Annotated in this window: 11 protein-coding genes; 6 read left to right on the top strand and 5 right to left on the bottom strand. The window is 72.8% G+C overall.

What is annotated here, in order from left to right; translation table 11 throughout:
• The first annotated feature begins 201 nt into the window (after positions 1-201).
• A complete protein-coding gene (locus tag Plo01_RS22025; protein ID WP_203892543.1) occupies positions 202-2,535 on the top strand; it encodes a hypothetical protein in 2,334 nt (777 codons plus the stop codon).
• Between the two features lie 160 nt (positions 2,536-2,695).
• On the top strand, positions 2,696-3,082 hold the full coding sequence (locus Plo01_RS22020; protein ID WP_203892542.1) for a VOC family protein: 387 nt from the start codon (positions 2,696-2,698) through the stop codon (positions 3,080-3,082).
• A gap of 23 nt (positions 3,083-3,105) precedes the next feature.
• Here the strand turns inward: Plo01_RS22020 and Plo01_RS22015 are convergent, their stop codons facing one another.
• Positions 3,106-4,398, bottom strand: a complete 1,293-nt coding sequence (locus tag Plo01_RS22015; protein WP_203892541.1) for an alpha/beta hydrolase family protein — start codon at positions 4,396-4,398, stop codon at positions 3,106-3,108.
• Positions 4,399-4,475: 77 nt separating this feature from the next.
• On the opposite strand from Plo01_RS22015, the gene Plo01_RS22010 reads away from it, so the two are divergent.
• On the top strand, positions 4,476-5,006 hold the full coding sequence (locus Plo01_RS22010; RefSeq protein WP_203892540.1) for a helix-turn-helix domain-containing protein: 531 nt from the start codon (positions 4,476-4,478) through the stop codon (positions 5,004-5,006).
• Between the two features lie 135 nt (positions 5,007-5,141).
• Here Plo01_RS22010 and Plo01_RS22005 read toward each other — a convergent pair whose 3' ends face one another.
• The 4 genes from Plo01_RS22005 to Plo01_RS21990 all read right to left on the bottom strand — a co-directional run bounded on the left by Plo01_RS22005 (position 5,142) and on the right by Plo01_RS21990 (position 11,009).
• A complete protein-coding gene (locus tag Plo01_RS22005; RefSeq protein WP_444980767.1) occupies positions 5,142-5,942 on the bottom strand; it encodes a helix-turn-helix domain-containing protein in 801 nt (266 codons plus the stop codon).
• A gap of 75 nt (positions 5,943-6,017) precedes the next feature.
• A complete protein-coding gene (locus Plo01_RS22000) occupies positions 6,018-7,316 on the bottom strand; it encodes a phosphotransferase family protein (protein ID WP_203892538.1) in 1,299 nt (432 codons plus the stop codon).
• An 89-nt stretch (positions 7,317-7,405) separates the two neighbouring features.
• The gene (gene secA2 / locus Plo01_RS21995) at positions 7,406-9,616 is read right to left on the bottom strand and encodes an accessory Sec system translocase SecA2 (RefSeq protein ID WP_373871705.1); all 2,211 of its coding nucleotides are present in this window, start codon (positions 9,614-9,616) and stop codon (positions 7,406-7,408) included.
• Between the two features lie 115 nt (positions 9,617-9,731).
• Entirely contained in the window at positions 9,732-11,009 is a 1,278-nt protein-coding gene (locus tag Plo01_RS21990) for a PucR family transcriptional regulator (RefSeq protein WP_203892537.1), read from the bottom strand.
• A gap of 210 nt (positions 11,010-11,219) precedes the next feature.
• Here Plo01_RS21990 and Plo01_RS21985 point away from each other — a divergent pair, with 210 nt between their 5' ends.
• The 3 genes from Plo01_RS21985 (at position 11,220) to Plo01_RS21975 (ending at position 15,072) form a co-directional block, all read left to right on the top strand.
• Positions 11,220-12,371 carry a lactate 2-monooxygenase gene (locus tag Plo01_RS21985; RefSeq protein ID WP_203892536.1) on the top strand — a complete coding sequence of 384 codons (1,152 nt, stop codon included), beginning with the start codon at positions 11,220-11,222 and terminating at the stop codon, positions 12,369-12,371.
• Positions 12,368-13,159 (top strand): class II aldolase/adducin family protein, encoded by a 792-nt coding sequence (locus Plo01_RS21980; protein WP_203892535.1) that lies wholly within the window; start codon positions 12,368-12,370, stop codon positions 13,157-13,159. The genes Plo01_RS21985 and Plo01_RS21980 overlap by 4 nt, the downstream gene beginning before the upstream one ends.
• A 296-nt stretch (positions 13,160-13,455) precedes the next feature.
• Positions 13,456-15,072, top strand: coding sequence for a sensor histidine kinase (locus tag Plo01_RS21975; protein ID WP_203892534.1), 1,617 nt, complete (start codon positions 13,456-13,458; stop codon positions 15,070-15,072).
• The last annotated feature ends 31 nt before the right edge of the window (positions 15,073-15,103 follow it).

Here is a 15,103-nt window from a genome sequence, read left to right as displayed (position 1 = left end):
AGCGGGCACGGAGTGTTGCGCGCCCGCGCCGGGATGCGGTATGGCATCCGGCCGTCAGGGTGCGTGTGGCGCTCGGCCGTCAGGAGTGCTGTGGCGTCCGGCCGTCGGGCGCTCGATCCGGATGATCGACTTTGTCGGAGCGGCTCGCTAGGGTTGGGCGATTTGTTCGGCAAATTCCTTTTGTTTCCCGGGAAAGTCCACGTGCCCTCCTTCCGCTCCGGCCGCCGGTACCGTTTCGGACGGCCCGCCGCGTTCGTCGCGATCGGTTACATGCTCACCGTCCTCGTGGCAGCCGTCATCGCACTGACAGACGATGACCGATTCCTCTGGCGGCTGCTGTTCTCCGACTACCGGTCGGGACCACGGGAGGACCCGACGGGCTGGTCCGTTCTACTCCCGGTGCTGGCCGGAGGGGCGCAGGGCTGGGCCCTCTGGCAGATTCTTCGCGGGCGGGTGGCCGGAGACCGCGCCCGTCCGCGCGGGGCCGTCCGCTGGTTGCGCTGGGCGCTCTACGCGAACCTGGTCCTCCACCTGCTCTTCTACCGGTTCCTCGACTACCCCGACGCATGGTGGGTGAACGTTTGCTGGAGCCTGCTGGAGCTGGCTCTCGTGCTGCTGTTCCACCGGGTGCTGACCGGTGTGTCCCGGCCACTGAGGTTCACCGTGCTCGCGGCCGGGACATTCGTCATGATCGCTTCCATCGGCGCGCAGGTGACGGGCGCCCTCGGGCTCGACGCCGCCGGGGAGATGTTCGGGCACGCGCTGCTGGACGGGACGTCCTGGACGTTGTGGACGGTGCTGCTCATCGTGGCGCAGGCGAGGGACGGCCGGTGGGGCAGGACCACGGTGTGGGCCGGGGTCGCGAGCCTGGCGATGCCGCTCCTCATCCCGTCGCTGCTCCTCGGCTTCCATTCCCCGGGTGAGGACTCCTATCCCGCGTTGGTCATCAGCATCTGGGCCGTTTCCCACATCTTCACCCCGGTATGGCTGGCCCGATCCGCCCACGACCTCGCCGGGCCGGACGTGGGAGCCGTACCGGGCCGGAGGCGGCCGGCCCCGGTCAGGGCGCCGCTCGGCTGGTGGCCGCTGCCGGTCATCGCAGCCGTGTTGCCGCTGCTGCCCGCGCTCGTCGGCCTCGACCGCGGTGTTCCCTTCTGGATCGGCCCGCGGGGAGTCGTCGGCGAGCATCTCTCGGAGTCGCCGGCTCAGCTCTGGCTCTACGCCGACTTCCTCGTCGGGATCGGCGGTCTCGCCCTCCTGGCCCTGGTCGTGGTGGTACGGAGGACGCGGCGCCTGGCGTGGGTGACGGTGTGCACACTGCTTCTGGCAGCCGTGGTCGGGGTCGTCACCGCGCTCACCACCCCGCCCGACCCGGAGTACGCCATCGGCAGCGGTGGACCGGTCGTCAGGAACATCTCCCTCGGCTACGGCGGCCCGGAGATGTACCCCGACTGGGTGTTCGCCTCCGAGGCGGGCGGCGGTTCGGGCTTTCTCGGCATCTCGCCGCTCTGGCACAGCGCCGCCTTCGCCGTCTCCGCGCTCATTCTGCTGTTCCGCTACGGCTGGAGCCCGGCCCGGCGTTCGCCGTACCGGACGGCGGCCCTGGCGGTCACGGTGTCGATCCTGCCGCTCTGCCTCCTCCCGGCGGCCGACCAGTCGCGCGGCCCGTTCACCTCGAAGGAGGAATGCGAGCGGCTGCGCTCCGCGAGCGGGCCGTACGGGGAGGACGTCGCGGCTGCGCCGCTCGGTCCCGAGCCGGCCTTCGTCTGTGAGGTGCGGGAATCCACAGCTCTGCCCGGCGCGCGGGATGCACCCGACCTCGCGCTGGTGGCGTACGGCCGCAGATTGTGCGGCGTCTACACCCGCGACGACCCGGCGGAGATCGCCCGAGTCCGTTCGGCCGGCGACGTGGACGTGAGGGACCTCACTTACACGATCGACGAGATCTGCCCGTCCGCCGCCGCGGTGGCCAAGGCGGGGAGCGACGCCGACGAGCGCGAGATGCGGGAATGGGAGGAGGAACGGCAGCGCATGTGCGATGCGGCGCTCCGCCACCGTCCCCGGATCAGGCCGGATTCGGTGACGGTGGTCAAGGAACCCGTGTGGCCGGAGAACGGGACTCTGGAGGCGTACGAGGAGACCGCCGGCAGCGACCCCCTCGAGGGGCGTCCGTACGAGCTTCTGGAGAGGAACGGGCTGGTGGCCGCCGTCCCCGGCCGACTGGTGATCGACGTCCACGCCGATGCCGTGGCCTGTGTCACGACCGAGACCTACACGCGCCGCCCGCCCGTCGAGACCAGGGGCTGGCACCACGTCGTCGAGGTCGGCTACCGCAGCCCGGGCGGAGAGATCGTCCTCAGTGATCCGATGGGCGGCTCCACGCTGCCCGACCTCGCCCTGAGGGGCAGGAGCGGCGACTACCGGATCCGCGTGCACCACGCCTGGCTCCCGTCGGGCGCGCAGCGGCTGCTGATCATGGCCTATCCGGGCCGTGGGGATGATGTCGTCATCCACCGCAAGCGGATCGCCCGGTGATCCGGGGCTCGTCCCGGCGGCGTACCCGCCCGAGGGGGGAAACCCGCCGGGCGGGGGATGCGTCGTGCGCGGGAGTCCCAGATCATGGGGCCGACGTGTCGGTGATTACGGGTCCTCGCGGCGATGCCGGGGTACGGGCCCATTGACGGAGGTAATGGACATGGCCCACTACAGCAGGCTCTACACGGTCGTCATCGACGTTCCTGAATCTGATCACGACCGGGAGGTGGCGTTCTGGCAGGGGGCGATCGGCCCGGCGTTGAAGGCGAACGAGCACTTCCCTGAGTACCACGGCGCCCTGCTGCACGGGCAGGAGTTCGCGTTGATGATCCAGCGGCTGGGGGAGGGGGAGAGCCGGGTCCACGTCGACATCCACACCGACGACCTGGAGGCGGAGGTCGAGCGGCTGGAGCGGCTGGGCGCCGAGCGGGTGCAGAAGGCCAACGAGCGCTGGTGGATCATGCGGGACCCGGCGGGGCTGCTGTTCTGCGTCATCCCGGACGCCCCGGGCAAGCTCGACGACGACAACGCCCAGCGCTGGGACTGATCACGGGGCTTCCGGCGGCGGGGTCAGGCCGGGCGGCCCGGGAGGCGCTCGGTGATCCAGTCCGCCACCAGGGTGAGGACCTCGGGGTCGGTGGGCTTGCGGATCTGGTGCTTGTAGGTGCTCAGGCCGCCGGGGCCCGCCTCGCGGCGGAGCAGGTGGGTCAGGTCGGGCATCCGGACGGTCGTGACGTCGTCGCCGCCCGCCGTGGCGGCGACGACATCGAGGTCGGCGGGGTCGACCTGGACGTCCTTCGCGCCGGTGACGGCCAGGATCGGGACGCGCAGCCCGGCCAGGAGCGGCGCGGGGTCGAAGGCGATGAACTCGCGGTGCCAGCGGGCGTTCGTCTTGCGTCCCTGGACCCGGATGACATCGGTGGTGCCGGCCTTGTAGGCGGCGATGGCCTCGTCCTGCTTCTTGAACAGGTCGGTGCGGAGCAGGCCCAGGATCACCCGGATCGGCGCGGGGAGATCCCCGGCGATCTGCCGGGCCTGCCACCGCAAGGTCTCCTCGCCCGTCTTCGCCATGCCGGACAGCAGCACGAGCCCGGCCAGGCCGTCCTGCTCCGCCGCGCCGACGGCGGTGGCGATGACGGCTCCCTCGCTGTGGCCCGCGACGAACACCGCCGCCGGGTCGATCTCCGTACGGCCCCGGACCCAGGCCAGCGCGGCCCGGGCGTCGTCGATGTTGTCGCTCAGTCCCGCGGCGAGGAAGTCGCCCTGTGACTCCCCGACGCCGCGCTTGTCGTAGCGGAAGGAGGCCACGCCGGCGCGGGCCAGGGCGTGCGCGAGGTCGCGGCTGACCCCGAGGGGCATGCGCTTGTGGTCGGCGTCGCGGTCCAGCGGTCCCGAGCCCGTCATGATCACCGCCACCGGGTGCGGCCCCGGTCCGGCGGGCAGGGCCAGCGTGCCGCCGAGGACCAGGTCCCCGGAGCGGAAGGTGACGCGCTCCTCGGCGACCGGTGCGGGCAGGCCGGCCCACTCGCGGATGCGCCCGGCGAGCTCCGGCGCGTTCTCGTCGCTGACCAGCAGTTCGTCGTAGCCGGCCCCGCTCAGGGTCACCCGTACGGCGGGCACGTCCCGGCGGGCGACCACGAAGGTCCGGCGGCCCGGGCTCCGCCAGGTCCCGATCTTGGTCCGTCCCGGCAGGGCCAGGCCGGGGGAGCGCAGGCCGCGGGCGTCGGCCACCGCGTTCTCCACGACGGCGACTTCGCGGACCGCGGCGCGCGGCATGCGGATGTCACCGTGCAGGCCCGCCACCTTCTCGCCCTGGCTGAGCGCCAGCACCAGCTCGCCGCCGGTCATCGTCATCGTCGCCATCGTGCTTCCTTTCCTCTGTGTCCGGTCATGAGTATTCTCATCTTTGAGATTGATGTCAAATGTGAGATTGTTGACCCATGAAGACGACGGCTGATCTCCTGCTCCATCCGGTACGGCTGCGCATCGTCCAGGCGCTGCTGGGCGACCGCCGCATGACCACCGCGGCCCTCGCCGCCGAGCTGTCCGATGTCTCCACCGCCACGCTCTACCGGCACGTCGCCACCCTGACGGACGCCGGGGTTCTGGAGGTGGTGGACGAGCAGCGGGTGCGCGGCGCGGTGGAGCGCACCTATGCGCTGCGCCTGTCCGCGGCCCAGGTCGCGGAGGAGGACCTGCTCGCGATGTCACCGGAGGATCACCGGCGGGCGTTCATGGGGTTCGTGGCGGGGCTGCTGGCCGACTTCGACCGCTACACCGAGCGGGAGGACATCGATCTGCGCCGGGACGGCGTCGGATACCGCCACGCCGCGCTGTGGCTCTCCGACGAGGAACTGGCCGAGTTCGCGGCCGACCTCCGCCGGGTGGTCCAGGCGCGGGCGGACCACGGTCCCGGAGAGGGGCGGGTCAGGAGGATCTTCACCACGGTGCTGATGCCGTCCGTGCCGTGACGGCCGGGACCGGACTCCGGCGGGGAGGAGGGCCCGGAAGGGAGCAGGGGCGGCGGGGAGGAGGGCCCGGAAGGGAGCAGGGGCGGCGGGGAGGAGGGCCCGGCGCGGCGGGAGCGGCGGAGGTCCGGCGGGCTCTCAGTCGGGGTGGTGCTGGTGCTGCAGGTAGGCGGCCGTCTCGGGGTTGGCGGGGAAGTACGCCTCGATGGCGAGTTCGGCCACGGTGATGTCCATGGGATGGCCGAAGGTGGTCATCGTGCTGAAGAAGACCAGCTCGCGGTAGCCGCGGCGGAGCCGGAGCGGGATCACGATCTGCCCCGGTCCCGGGCTGATCTCGGGCTCCGGCTGGTCGCAGGGGTAGTCGTCGAGCTCCCGCCAGAGCTCGGTCAGGTCGGGATCGGCGGTCAGGCTGATCTGGCGGCGGAGCCGGTGGAGCAGGTGCGCCCGCCACTCGCCCAGATTGAGGATGCGGTGGGCCATGCCCCGCGGGTGCAGGCTCAGCCGGAGCACGTTGACCGGGGGCTCGAGCAGCTCGGGCGCGACGCCGCGGAGCAGCAGCCCGGTGGCGGAGTTGCGGTCCACGAGGTTCCAGCGCTGGTCGACGACCACGGCGGGGTACGGCTGGTGCCCGCTCAGCACCTGGCCCAGCGCCTCCCGGACCGAGATCATCTCCGGGGAGTTCAGCGGGGTCTCGGCGTAGACCGGTGCGAACCCGCCGGCGAGCAGGAGGCGGTTGCGCTCGCGCAGGGGCAGGTCGAGCTCCTCGGCGAGATGGAGGATCATGCTCCGGCTCGGTTTGGACCGGCCCGTCTCCACGAAGCTCAGGTGACGGGTGGAGATGTTGGCCTGGATGGAGAGGTCCAGCTGGCTCATCCGGCGCCGTTCCCGCCACTGGCGCAGCAGTTCGCCGACCGGCCGGTTCGCGCTCGTGGTGGTCACAAAACCCACCATAACCAACGGTGATCGACGCAACCATTACCGCTTATGTAACGAAGATGATGATGTGTGATCCCGTCAGGAGAGGTGAGCGGACTCCAGTGCCGCGCGGATCTCGGCTGCCGGGTCGCCCTCGTGGTAGATCCGCTCACTGGTCTCGATGCCGTCGAGGAACTCCTGGTAGCGCACGGCGTACATCAGATGGGCCAGCGGCTCGGCCAGCGCCAGCGCCCTGGCCGGATCGGAGCCCGGCACGCGCGCCGACCAGGCCGAGACCCACGCGCGCTCCCTCTCCGCCCGGTGGGGTCCCGGCCGGAAGTCCCGCACGCGCAGGCCGTCCAGCACGGGGTGCCCGATGTGGCTGTCGGCGAAGTCGACGACGGCCGAGCGGAGCCCGTCGGAGCGCCAGTTGCCGGAGTGGAAGTCGGCGTGCACGACCGTGTCCGGCAGGCCGCACTCCTCGATCGCGGAGATCAGCGCGGGCAGGGAGCCGGCCAGCCGCCACGCCGCCGAGAGCTCGTCCCCGGTCAGCTCGGCCGCCGCCTCGCCGTCCAGCAGCTCGCGCACCCGCCCGGCCAGGACCGGGAGCCGCCGGTCGAGCAGCCCGTCCGGGACTCCGCCCGGGTGACCGGCCGATGCCGTCCGCGCCCCGTCCGCCGGTCCGGCCGATGCCGCCCGTGCCGTGTCGAGACGTCCGGCGAGTGCCGCCTGCGCCGCGACCCAGCGGCCGATCACCGCCCGGATCACCTCCGGGGAGGCGTCCCAGCAGTCCTCTCCCGGCACGTGCTCCAGAAGCGTCCAGCCCCGTCCCGGCTCCGCCGCCACGACGCCGGGCACGATCCCCGGGTCCACGCTCGCGACCAGGCCGATCGCGCTCGCCTCCGGCGTGGCGAACTCCGGGGTCGTCTTCAGCCACACCGGCCCGCCGGAGGCGGGAATGCGGAACAGCCCCGCCAGGTTCCAGGTCTTGAGCTGCCGTACGGTCCCGGTCACCGGCCGGCCCGCCGCGCCGAGCGCCGCCCGCGCCCACTCCAGCGCCTCCCGCAGCCCGGCGGCCGTCGCCCAGCCGGACCGCCGCGGAGCGGGACGGAACAACTCCCCGGCGTCGGCCGGGGGCGGGCCGAGAAGCCCGCCGCGCGGCCGCTCGAACGCCTCGACGTGGTAGGTCGCGTGCCCGTCCCGGCCGCCCTCGCCGCCCTCGACGCCGATCAGGCGCAGCACCATGACCGGCACGCCGAGGGCCGCCGTCAGGTGCGCCACGACCGACTCGACCTCCGCCCACCAGGGGATGTCCAGCGCGAAGGGGCCGAAGGTCCCCAGGCATTCGTCTCCCGCGGTCACCACCGCGCCGGCCGTACGGCCCCGTACCCGATCCACCCCGCAAGTCTCCCCGCTCACCTGGGACGACGGCGAACGATTATCCGCCGGGGCCCTCAGACGAGCCCCGTCCCACCGGGCCCGCGCGGTCAGCGGCGGCGGATCTTGGAGGCGAGGCGGCCGGCGATGCGCTCCCACTCGCTGCCGAAGGGGTTGTCCTGGACGAGGTAGGTCCAGGTGGCGGTGGGGCGCTTGAGCCCCTCCTCCTCCAGGTCGAGGCCGTCGGCGGTGACCGGGGCGGTCTCGAAGGTGGCGAGCGAGCGGGACTCGATCTCGGCGAGCAGGCGCTGGTAGGCCGTGACGGCCTCCTTGTGGAACTCGTCGATCGGGCTGGCGCGGCCCAGCACGCGCAGGTGGATGCCCTCGCGCACCTCGGCCAGGTGGGCCAGGTGCTCCGACCAGCAGCGGTCGAGGTGGAAGAGCACGACCTGCCGGGCGGAGGCGTGCGCGGCGTCCTCGCCCGCCGCCTCGACCACCTCGGCCCACCGCTCGGGGAGCGCCTCCGCCATGGCGTCCCCGGCGGTCCGCCCGCGCAGCACCCGGCCGCGGCGCTCGAGGACCTGGTCCCGCTGGCGCTCCAGCAGACGGGTGTAGCGCCAGGTGTTGCGGTGGATCTGGGTGTTGACGCCCTCGGCGACGCGCTGGGCGTGCCCGACGAGCCGCTGGGAGGGGACCCCCGAGGTGTACTCGTCGGAGACGTAGTGGGTGATCAGATCGTCCTCGCCGCTGACGAAGAAGACCGAGCCGCCGGGGTCGCCCTGCCGTCCGGCGCGCCCGCGGAGCTGGTCGTCCAGGCGGCTGCTGGTGTGCCGGCCGGAGCCGATGACGTACAGCCCGCCGAGGTCGTCCACCCCGTCGCCGAGCCGGATGTCGGTGCCGCGCCCGGCCATCTGGGTGGAGACGGTGATCGCCCCGCGCTCCCCGGCCGCGGCGATGATCGACGCCTCCTCTGCGTCGTTCTTGGCGTTGAGCACGACGCACTCCAGGCCCCGGCCGGACAGGTTCATGGCGAGCCGCTCGGACTCGGCCACGTCGAGGGTGCCGACCAGGATCGGCCGGCCGGTGGAGTGCGCCTCGACGATCTCCTCGACCAGGGCCAGGTCCCGGTCCATGGCGAACTCGAACAGCCGGTCCGGCGCGTCCTGGCGGACGATCGGCCGGTTCGGCGGGACGGCCGCCACCTGCAGGTCGTAGAACTCGCGGAGCTCGTCGCCGACGGCCACGGCCGTGCCGGTCATGCCGCACCGCTCGGGATAGCGGGTGATCAGCCCCTGGACCGTGATCGAGTCGAGGATCTCGCCGGTCTCCGAGGCGGGCAGCGCCTCCTTGGCCTCGACCGCCGCCTGCAGGCCGTCCGGCCAGCGCTGCAGCAGCGCCACCCGGCCCCGGGACGGGTTGATCAGGTGCACCTTGCCGTCCCGGACGATGTAGTCGACGTCCTTGGTGAGCAGGGCGTGGGCGTGCAGGGCCAGGCTCACCTCGGCCAGGGTCGCCGGCTCGTCGTAGAGCTCGACGTCCAGCGCCCGCTCGACGGTGTCGATGCCCTTGGAGGTGAGATGGACGTTGCGCCGCTGGTCGTCGGTCTCGTAGTGGTACCCCTGGACCAGCTGCCGGACCAGCGCCGCCATCTCGGGCACCGCGTCGCCCGGGTCGGTCGCCCCGGCCAGCACCAGCGGCACCCGGGCCTCGTCCACCAGCACCGAGTCGGCCTCGTCCACCAGCGCGACCTCCGGCTCGGGCACGACGATGTCGGCGACGTCGGTGCGGAGCCGGTCGCGCAGCACGTCGAAGCCGATCTCGCTGACCGAGCCGTAGGTCACGTCCCGCTCGTAGGCCGCGCGGCGCTCCTCCGGGGTGGAGGTCTGGCCGATCCAGCCGACCGAGACGCCCAGCGCGGTGTAGAGCGGCTCCATCCACTCGGCGTCGCGGCGGGCGAGGTAGTCGTTGACGGAGATCACGTGGACCCGCCGGCCCCGCAGGGCGTATCCGGCGGCGGCGATGGCCCCGGACAGGGTCTTGCCCTCGCCGGTGGCCATCTCGGCGACGTTGCCGGACAGCATGGCGAGCGTGCCGACCAGCTGCACGTCGTACGGGCGCAGCCCGAGGGCGCGGTCGGCGGCCTCGCGCGCGATCGCGCAGAACTCCGCCAGGTCGTCCATCGAGGGGGCGGGCAGCTCCGCGAGGTCCTTCAGGCGCTCCTCGTGGGCCCGGGACGCCGCCACGACCCGCTCGTGGGGAGCGAGGTCGATGGAGCCGGGACGTTCCAGGAACCGCCTGAAGAGCTGCTTTATCGAGGCCACGTTCCCTCCAACGCCCGTTCGCGGGACTGCGTTCCCACGGTGTTCCCGCGGTGTTCCCGCCGTCTGTTCACCGTACCGGCCGAAATGGATCACGCTCGCAGCGGAGTGCCGCCGGTCAGGGCAGGACGCGCAGGGTCTCCAGGGCGACGAACAGCTCGGCGGCCTCGCGGGGGTCCTCGAAGCGGCGGCCGGTCAGCGACTCCAGGCGGGTCAGCCGGTAGCGCACGGTGTTGCGGTGGCAGAACAGCGCCTCGGCCGTGCGCGCCGTCGAACCGCCCGCCGCGAACCACGCCCGCGCGGTGCCGAGCAGCGTGGCCCGATCCTCGCCGGGCAGCTCCAGAACCCGGGCGAGGAGCCGCCGGGCCAGGTCGCCGGCCGTCTCCGGGCTGCTGGCGACCAGGGTGGCGACCGGGCGGTCGCCGTACCGGCAGACCCCGTCCTCGCCGGGCGGGACGGCGGCCAGCGCGAGCCGGGCCAGGCGCAGCGCGGAGGCGGTCTGCGAGATCTGCGTGTACGGCGGGCTGATCCCGAACCGGCCGGGCGGCGGGTCGGCCAGGAGCGCGTCCGGCGGGGGAGCGGCGGGGGACGGGCCACCCGGTGGAGGTACGGCGGGGCGTGCCGCGGCGGGTGCGGTGGAGGCCGGGCGCACGGCGGGTGCGGTGGAGGCCGGGCGCACGGCGGGTGCGGTGGAGGCCGGGCGTGCGGCGGGTGCGGTGGAGGCTGGGCGTGCGGCGGGTGCGATGGTTCGCGGGACGGGCACGGAGACGACGGCGAGGCGCTCGCCGGGCAGTTCACGCCAGACGGCGTGGCCGGGCAGCCGCGGTTCCGCCGCCGTCTCGGCCGCCAGGACGTGGAAGCGGCCCTGCTGGGGCAGGCCCAGGGCGTCCGCGCTCTCCAGGATGCGGGCGTGGTCGGCGCCCAGGAGCGCGTCGAAGAGCAGGTCGCGGTCGCGGCGGACGCGCAGCTCGCGCTCGGCCTCGACCTCGTGGTAGGTGCTGCGCACCGCCTCGGAGTAGTCCTCCAGCCCGAGCCAGAGCTCGCTGACGCTCTCCAGCAGCACCGCCTGCACCCGCTCGTCGGCCGCCGTGACGAAGGTCTCCCAGATGAACAGGGTGCCGACCCGGTAGCTGTGCAGCAGCGCGGCCAGCGGCACGCCCTGCAGCGCGCGGCGGCGGGCGTTGTCCCGGACCGTCTCCAGCTCCATCGGGCTCTCGCCGGCCAGGTAGGCGTAGATCCCGCGCAGGTGCCGGACGCACACGGCGGTCAGGTCCTCCGGCGGGACGACGGCCAGGTCCGCCTCGGCCGCGCGGATCCGCCGGGCCAGCTCCCCGGCCAGCTCGTCCACCCGGCCGAGCAGGCGGCGGCTGAGCGCCGCGAAGTCGGGGTGTGCCACGGAGCCGATTGTGTCATCGGGCCGAGGGCATGACCGCGCCGAGTACGCCACCGTTCCGGGTGTGACACCGGGCCGGTCGCGTCACCGTTCCGGGTGTGGCACAGGACCGGGGGCGTCACCGTGCCGTTTGTGCCGTCGCACAACGGAACCGAATGTGATTCGCGTCGGCGGGCCGTGGACAGGCCAGGTCGCGAGGGCCACTCTGGACCCGTGGCCTTCTCCGATTACCAGTACGAGATCTACCTCAACGGCCTGGCCGGCCAGCGTCCGCCGTACCCCGCCGGCGTGGACGATCTCGAACGGGCCGCCCGGGAGCGGCTCGATCCCGGGGCCTACTGGTACGTCGCCGGCTCGGCCGGGACCGGCGCGACCGACCGGGCCAACCGCGAGGCGTTCGACCGGTGGCGGATCGTGCCGCGGATGCTGCGCGAGGTCTCGGTCCGCGACCTGAGCACCGAGCTGTTCGGCAGGACGTATCCGGCTCCGGTCGCCCTCGCCCCGGTCGGCGTGCAGTCGATTGTGCACCCGCACGGTGAGCTGGCCACCGCCCGCGCCGCCGCCTCCCTCGGCGTCCCCATGGTGCTCAGCACCGCCTCCTCCCACACGCTGGAGGAGGTCGCCGAGGCGGACGGCCCCCGGTGGTACCAGCTGTACTGGCCGCACGACGACGAGGTCACCCTCAGCCTGCTGGAGCGCGCCCGCAAGAACGGCTACGACACCCTGGTGGTCACGCTCGACACCTGGACCCTGGCCTGGCGTCCCAACGACCTCGACCGCGCCTACCTGCCGTTCCTGCGCGGGACGGGGCTGGCGATCCCGCTGTCCGACCCGGTGTTCCGCTCGCGGCTGGCCCGGCCGGTGGAGGAGGACCCGGACGCGGCGATCATGCAGTGGGTGCCGATGTTCAACGGCCGCGCGCACACCTGGGACCAGCTGCCGCTGCTGCGCGACAACTGGGACGGGCCGATCGTCTTGAAGGGCGTCCAGCACGTGGACGACGCCCGCCGCGCCGCCGACGCGGGCATGGACGGCGTCGTCGTCTCCAATCACGGCGGCCGCCAGGTGGACGGCGCGCTCGCCTCCCTCGACGCGCTCGCGCCGATCGCGGAGGCCGTCGGCGACCGGCTGACCGTGCTGTTCGACTCCGGCGTGCGCACCGGGTCCGACGTCGTCAAGGCCCTCGCCCTGGGCGCGCGGGCCGTGCTCCTCGGCAGGCCGTACATGTGGGGCCTGGCGAACGGCGGCGAGGACGGCGTGCGCCACGTGCTCCGGAGCATCCTGGCCGACCTCGACCTGACCCTCGGGCTTGCGGGCTTCCGCACGCCCGCCGACCTCGACCCTTCCGTACTGGAGCGCGCATGAGCCTGTCCGATCTGCAGCCCGTCCCCGCCGACCAGCTCACCTTCCGGATGCCGCCGACGTTCGCGACCGTGGAGGAGGAGCGGCGGCACCGCAAGGAGCGCCTGACCGCCGCCCTGCGGCTGTTCGGCCGGTTCGGCTTCGAGGAGGGCGTGGCCGGTCACATCACCGCCCGCGACCCCGAGCACACCGACCACTTCTGGGTGAACCCGTTCGGGATGTCCTTCAAGCAGATCAAGGTCAGCGACCTGATCCTGGTCAACCACGAGGGCCAGGTCGTCGAGGGCCGCTACCACGTCAACCAGGCCGCCTTCGCCATCCACGCGATGGTCCACCAGGCCCGCCCCGACGCGGTCGCCGCCGCCCACTCGCACTCGGTGTACGGCAAGGCGCTGTCGTCCCTGGGCACGACGCTGGAGCCGCTGACCCAGGACGCCTGCGCGTTCTACGAGGACCACGGCCTGTTCGACGACTACACCGGCGTCGTCCTGGAGACCGAGGAGGGCCGGCGCATCGCCCAGGCGCTCGGCTCGCACAAGGCCGTCATCCTGCGCAACCACGGCCTGCTCACCGTGGGCGACAGCGTCGACGCCGCCGCCTGGTGGTTCATCACCATGGAGCGCAGCTGCCAGGCCCAGCTGCTGGCCAAGGCCGCCGGCCCCACCGTCCCGATCGAGCACGAGAACGCCAAGCTCACCCACGGGCAGATCGGCAACGACTTCGTCGGCTGGGTCAACTTCCAGCCCCTGTACGACCAGATCGCCGCCTCCGACCCGGACCTGTTCGACTAGATCCGGCCTGTTCCACCAGAAGGGCCGTCTTTCACTGAAAGGGGCGTGTCCGGTTAACCGGCTATAGAACCACTGTCGGTCGTGGAAGGTCCGATCCGGGGAAAACGGTCCCGGGAACCGCCGGGGCCTGGGAAGCTGGTCCCGGGGCCGCCGGCTCCCGGGGCCGACCGGACCGGATAGTCCGGATGGTCCGGCCATGTCGCACAGAACGTGCTTTCGGGTATCTTTCCTCAGGCGCGGACGGGCCTCCCGCCCGGACCCACGCCCTGTGGACCGCGCCGCCGGATCGGAGTTCGATGCCCGCTGACGAGAAGCTCGCCAGACCTCCGGCGAGTTCCCGCGCGGGCCGCTGGAGCGCCCAGTCGTGGTTCGCCCTCCTGCTCGCGGCCATGGCCGTCCTGCTGTGCCTGTCCGCCGTGGCCGGGGCCGTGGCGTTGCAGCACACCGCCGAGGTCTCCAACCGCCTGGTCGACCGCATCTCCCCGGCCCGCGTGGAGGGGGAGCGCCTGGAGAGCTCCCTGCTCGACCAGGAGAGCGGCGTCCGGGGGTTCGTCCTCACCGGCAAGGAAGAGTTCCTGGAGCCGTACCTCGAGGGCCAGGTGGCCCAGCTGCAGGCGGCGGCCCGCATCCGGCAGCTCAACCCGGGGCGGCGGCTGCGTGAGCTGGAGGAGCTGGAGCGGCTCGCCGCGGAGTGGCGGGGCCGGCACGCGGAGCCGATGATCGTGCTCACCCGCACCGAGGGGCCGGACATGGTCACCCAGGCGCGGACCGAGGAGAGCAAGGAGTCCTTCGACGCCGTCCGCGGCGCGCTGGACGCCTACAACGCCGCCTGGAGCCGGCAGCGGGAGGCGGCCCGCGCCGACCTCACCGCCGCCAGGGTGACGCGGGACACGGTCTTCATCGTCATCATCGGAGCCCTCCTGCTCGCCGTCGTCGCGATGGCGGTGCTGCTCCGGCTGGTGGTGTTCCGCCCGCTGGACCGCCTGTCCGCCGCCTCCCGCCGGGTCACCGGCGGGGACTTCTCCCACCACGTGGACACCGGAGGCCCGGCCGACCTCGCCGAGCTGGCCCGCGACATGGAGGCGATGCGCGGGAGGATCGTCGCCGAGCTGGAGGAGACCCGCCGCTCCCAGCGGCTGCTGGCCGAACGGGCCGAGGAGCTGAAGCGCTCCAACACCGAGCTCGAGCAGTTCGCCTACGTGGCCAGCCACGACCTGCAGGAGCCGCTGCGCAAGGTCGCCAGCTTCACCCAGATGCTGGAGCAGCGCTACGCCGACCAGCTCGACGACCGGGCCCGGCAGTACATCGCGTTCGCGGTGGACGGCGCCAAGCGCATGCAGGAGCTCATCAACGAGCTGCTCACCTTCTCCCGGGTGGGCCGGATCACCAGAGACCCCGTGACGTTCGGCCTCGGCGACGTGGTCGCGGCGGCCCTGCGGAACCTCTCGGCCGCGATCGAGGACGCCGGGGCCGAGGTCGAGGTCGGCGACCTGCCGGTGATCAGCGGTGACCGGTCCCAGTTCGTGATGCTCTGGCAGAACCTCATCGGCAACGCCGTGAAGTTCCGCCACCCCGACCGCGCGCCGGTGATCAGGATCGAGGCGTGGCGCGAGGGGCCGGAGTGGTGCGTCTCGGTGGCCGACAACGGCATCGGCATCGACGCCCGGTTCGCCGAAAAGATCTTCATCATCTTCCAGCGGCTGCACACCAGGGACGCCTACCCGGGCACGGGGATCGGCCTCGCGATCTGCCGGAAGATCGTCGAATATCACCACGGCAGGATCTGGCTCGACACCGATCACACCGGCGGTACCCGCTTCGTCGTCGCCCTGCCCGCCGCGGACGAGCCGCCGGCCGGCGGCGAGCCCGTCCCGGTCTCCGCGGGGGAGGGCGAGAGCGCGCCCGCCACGTGAGGAGCTTCCCGTCCGTACCTGCCATCAGATG

This window comes from Planobispora longispora, assembly GCF_016863135.1.
GTDB lineage: Bacteria > Actinomycetota > Actinomycetes > Streptosporangiales > Streptosporangiaceae > Planobispora > Planobispora longispora.
The sequence above is the reverse complement of the archived record's forward strand: the minus strand, read 5'-3'. Positions and strand labels throughout refer to the sequence as shown.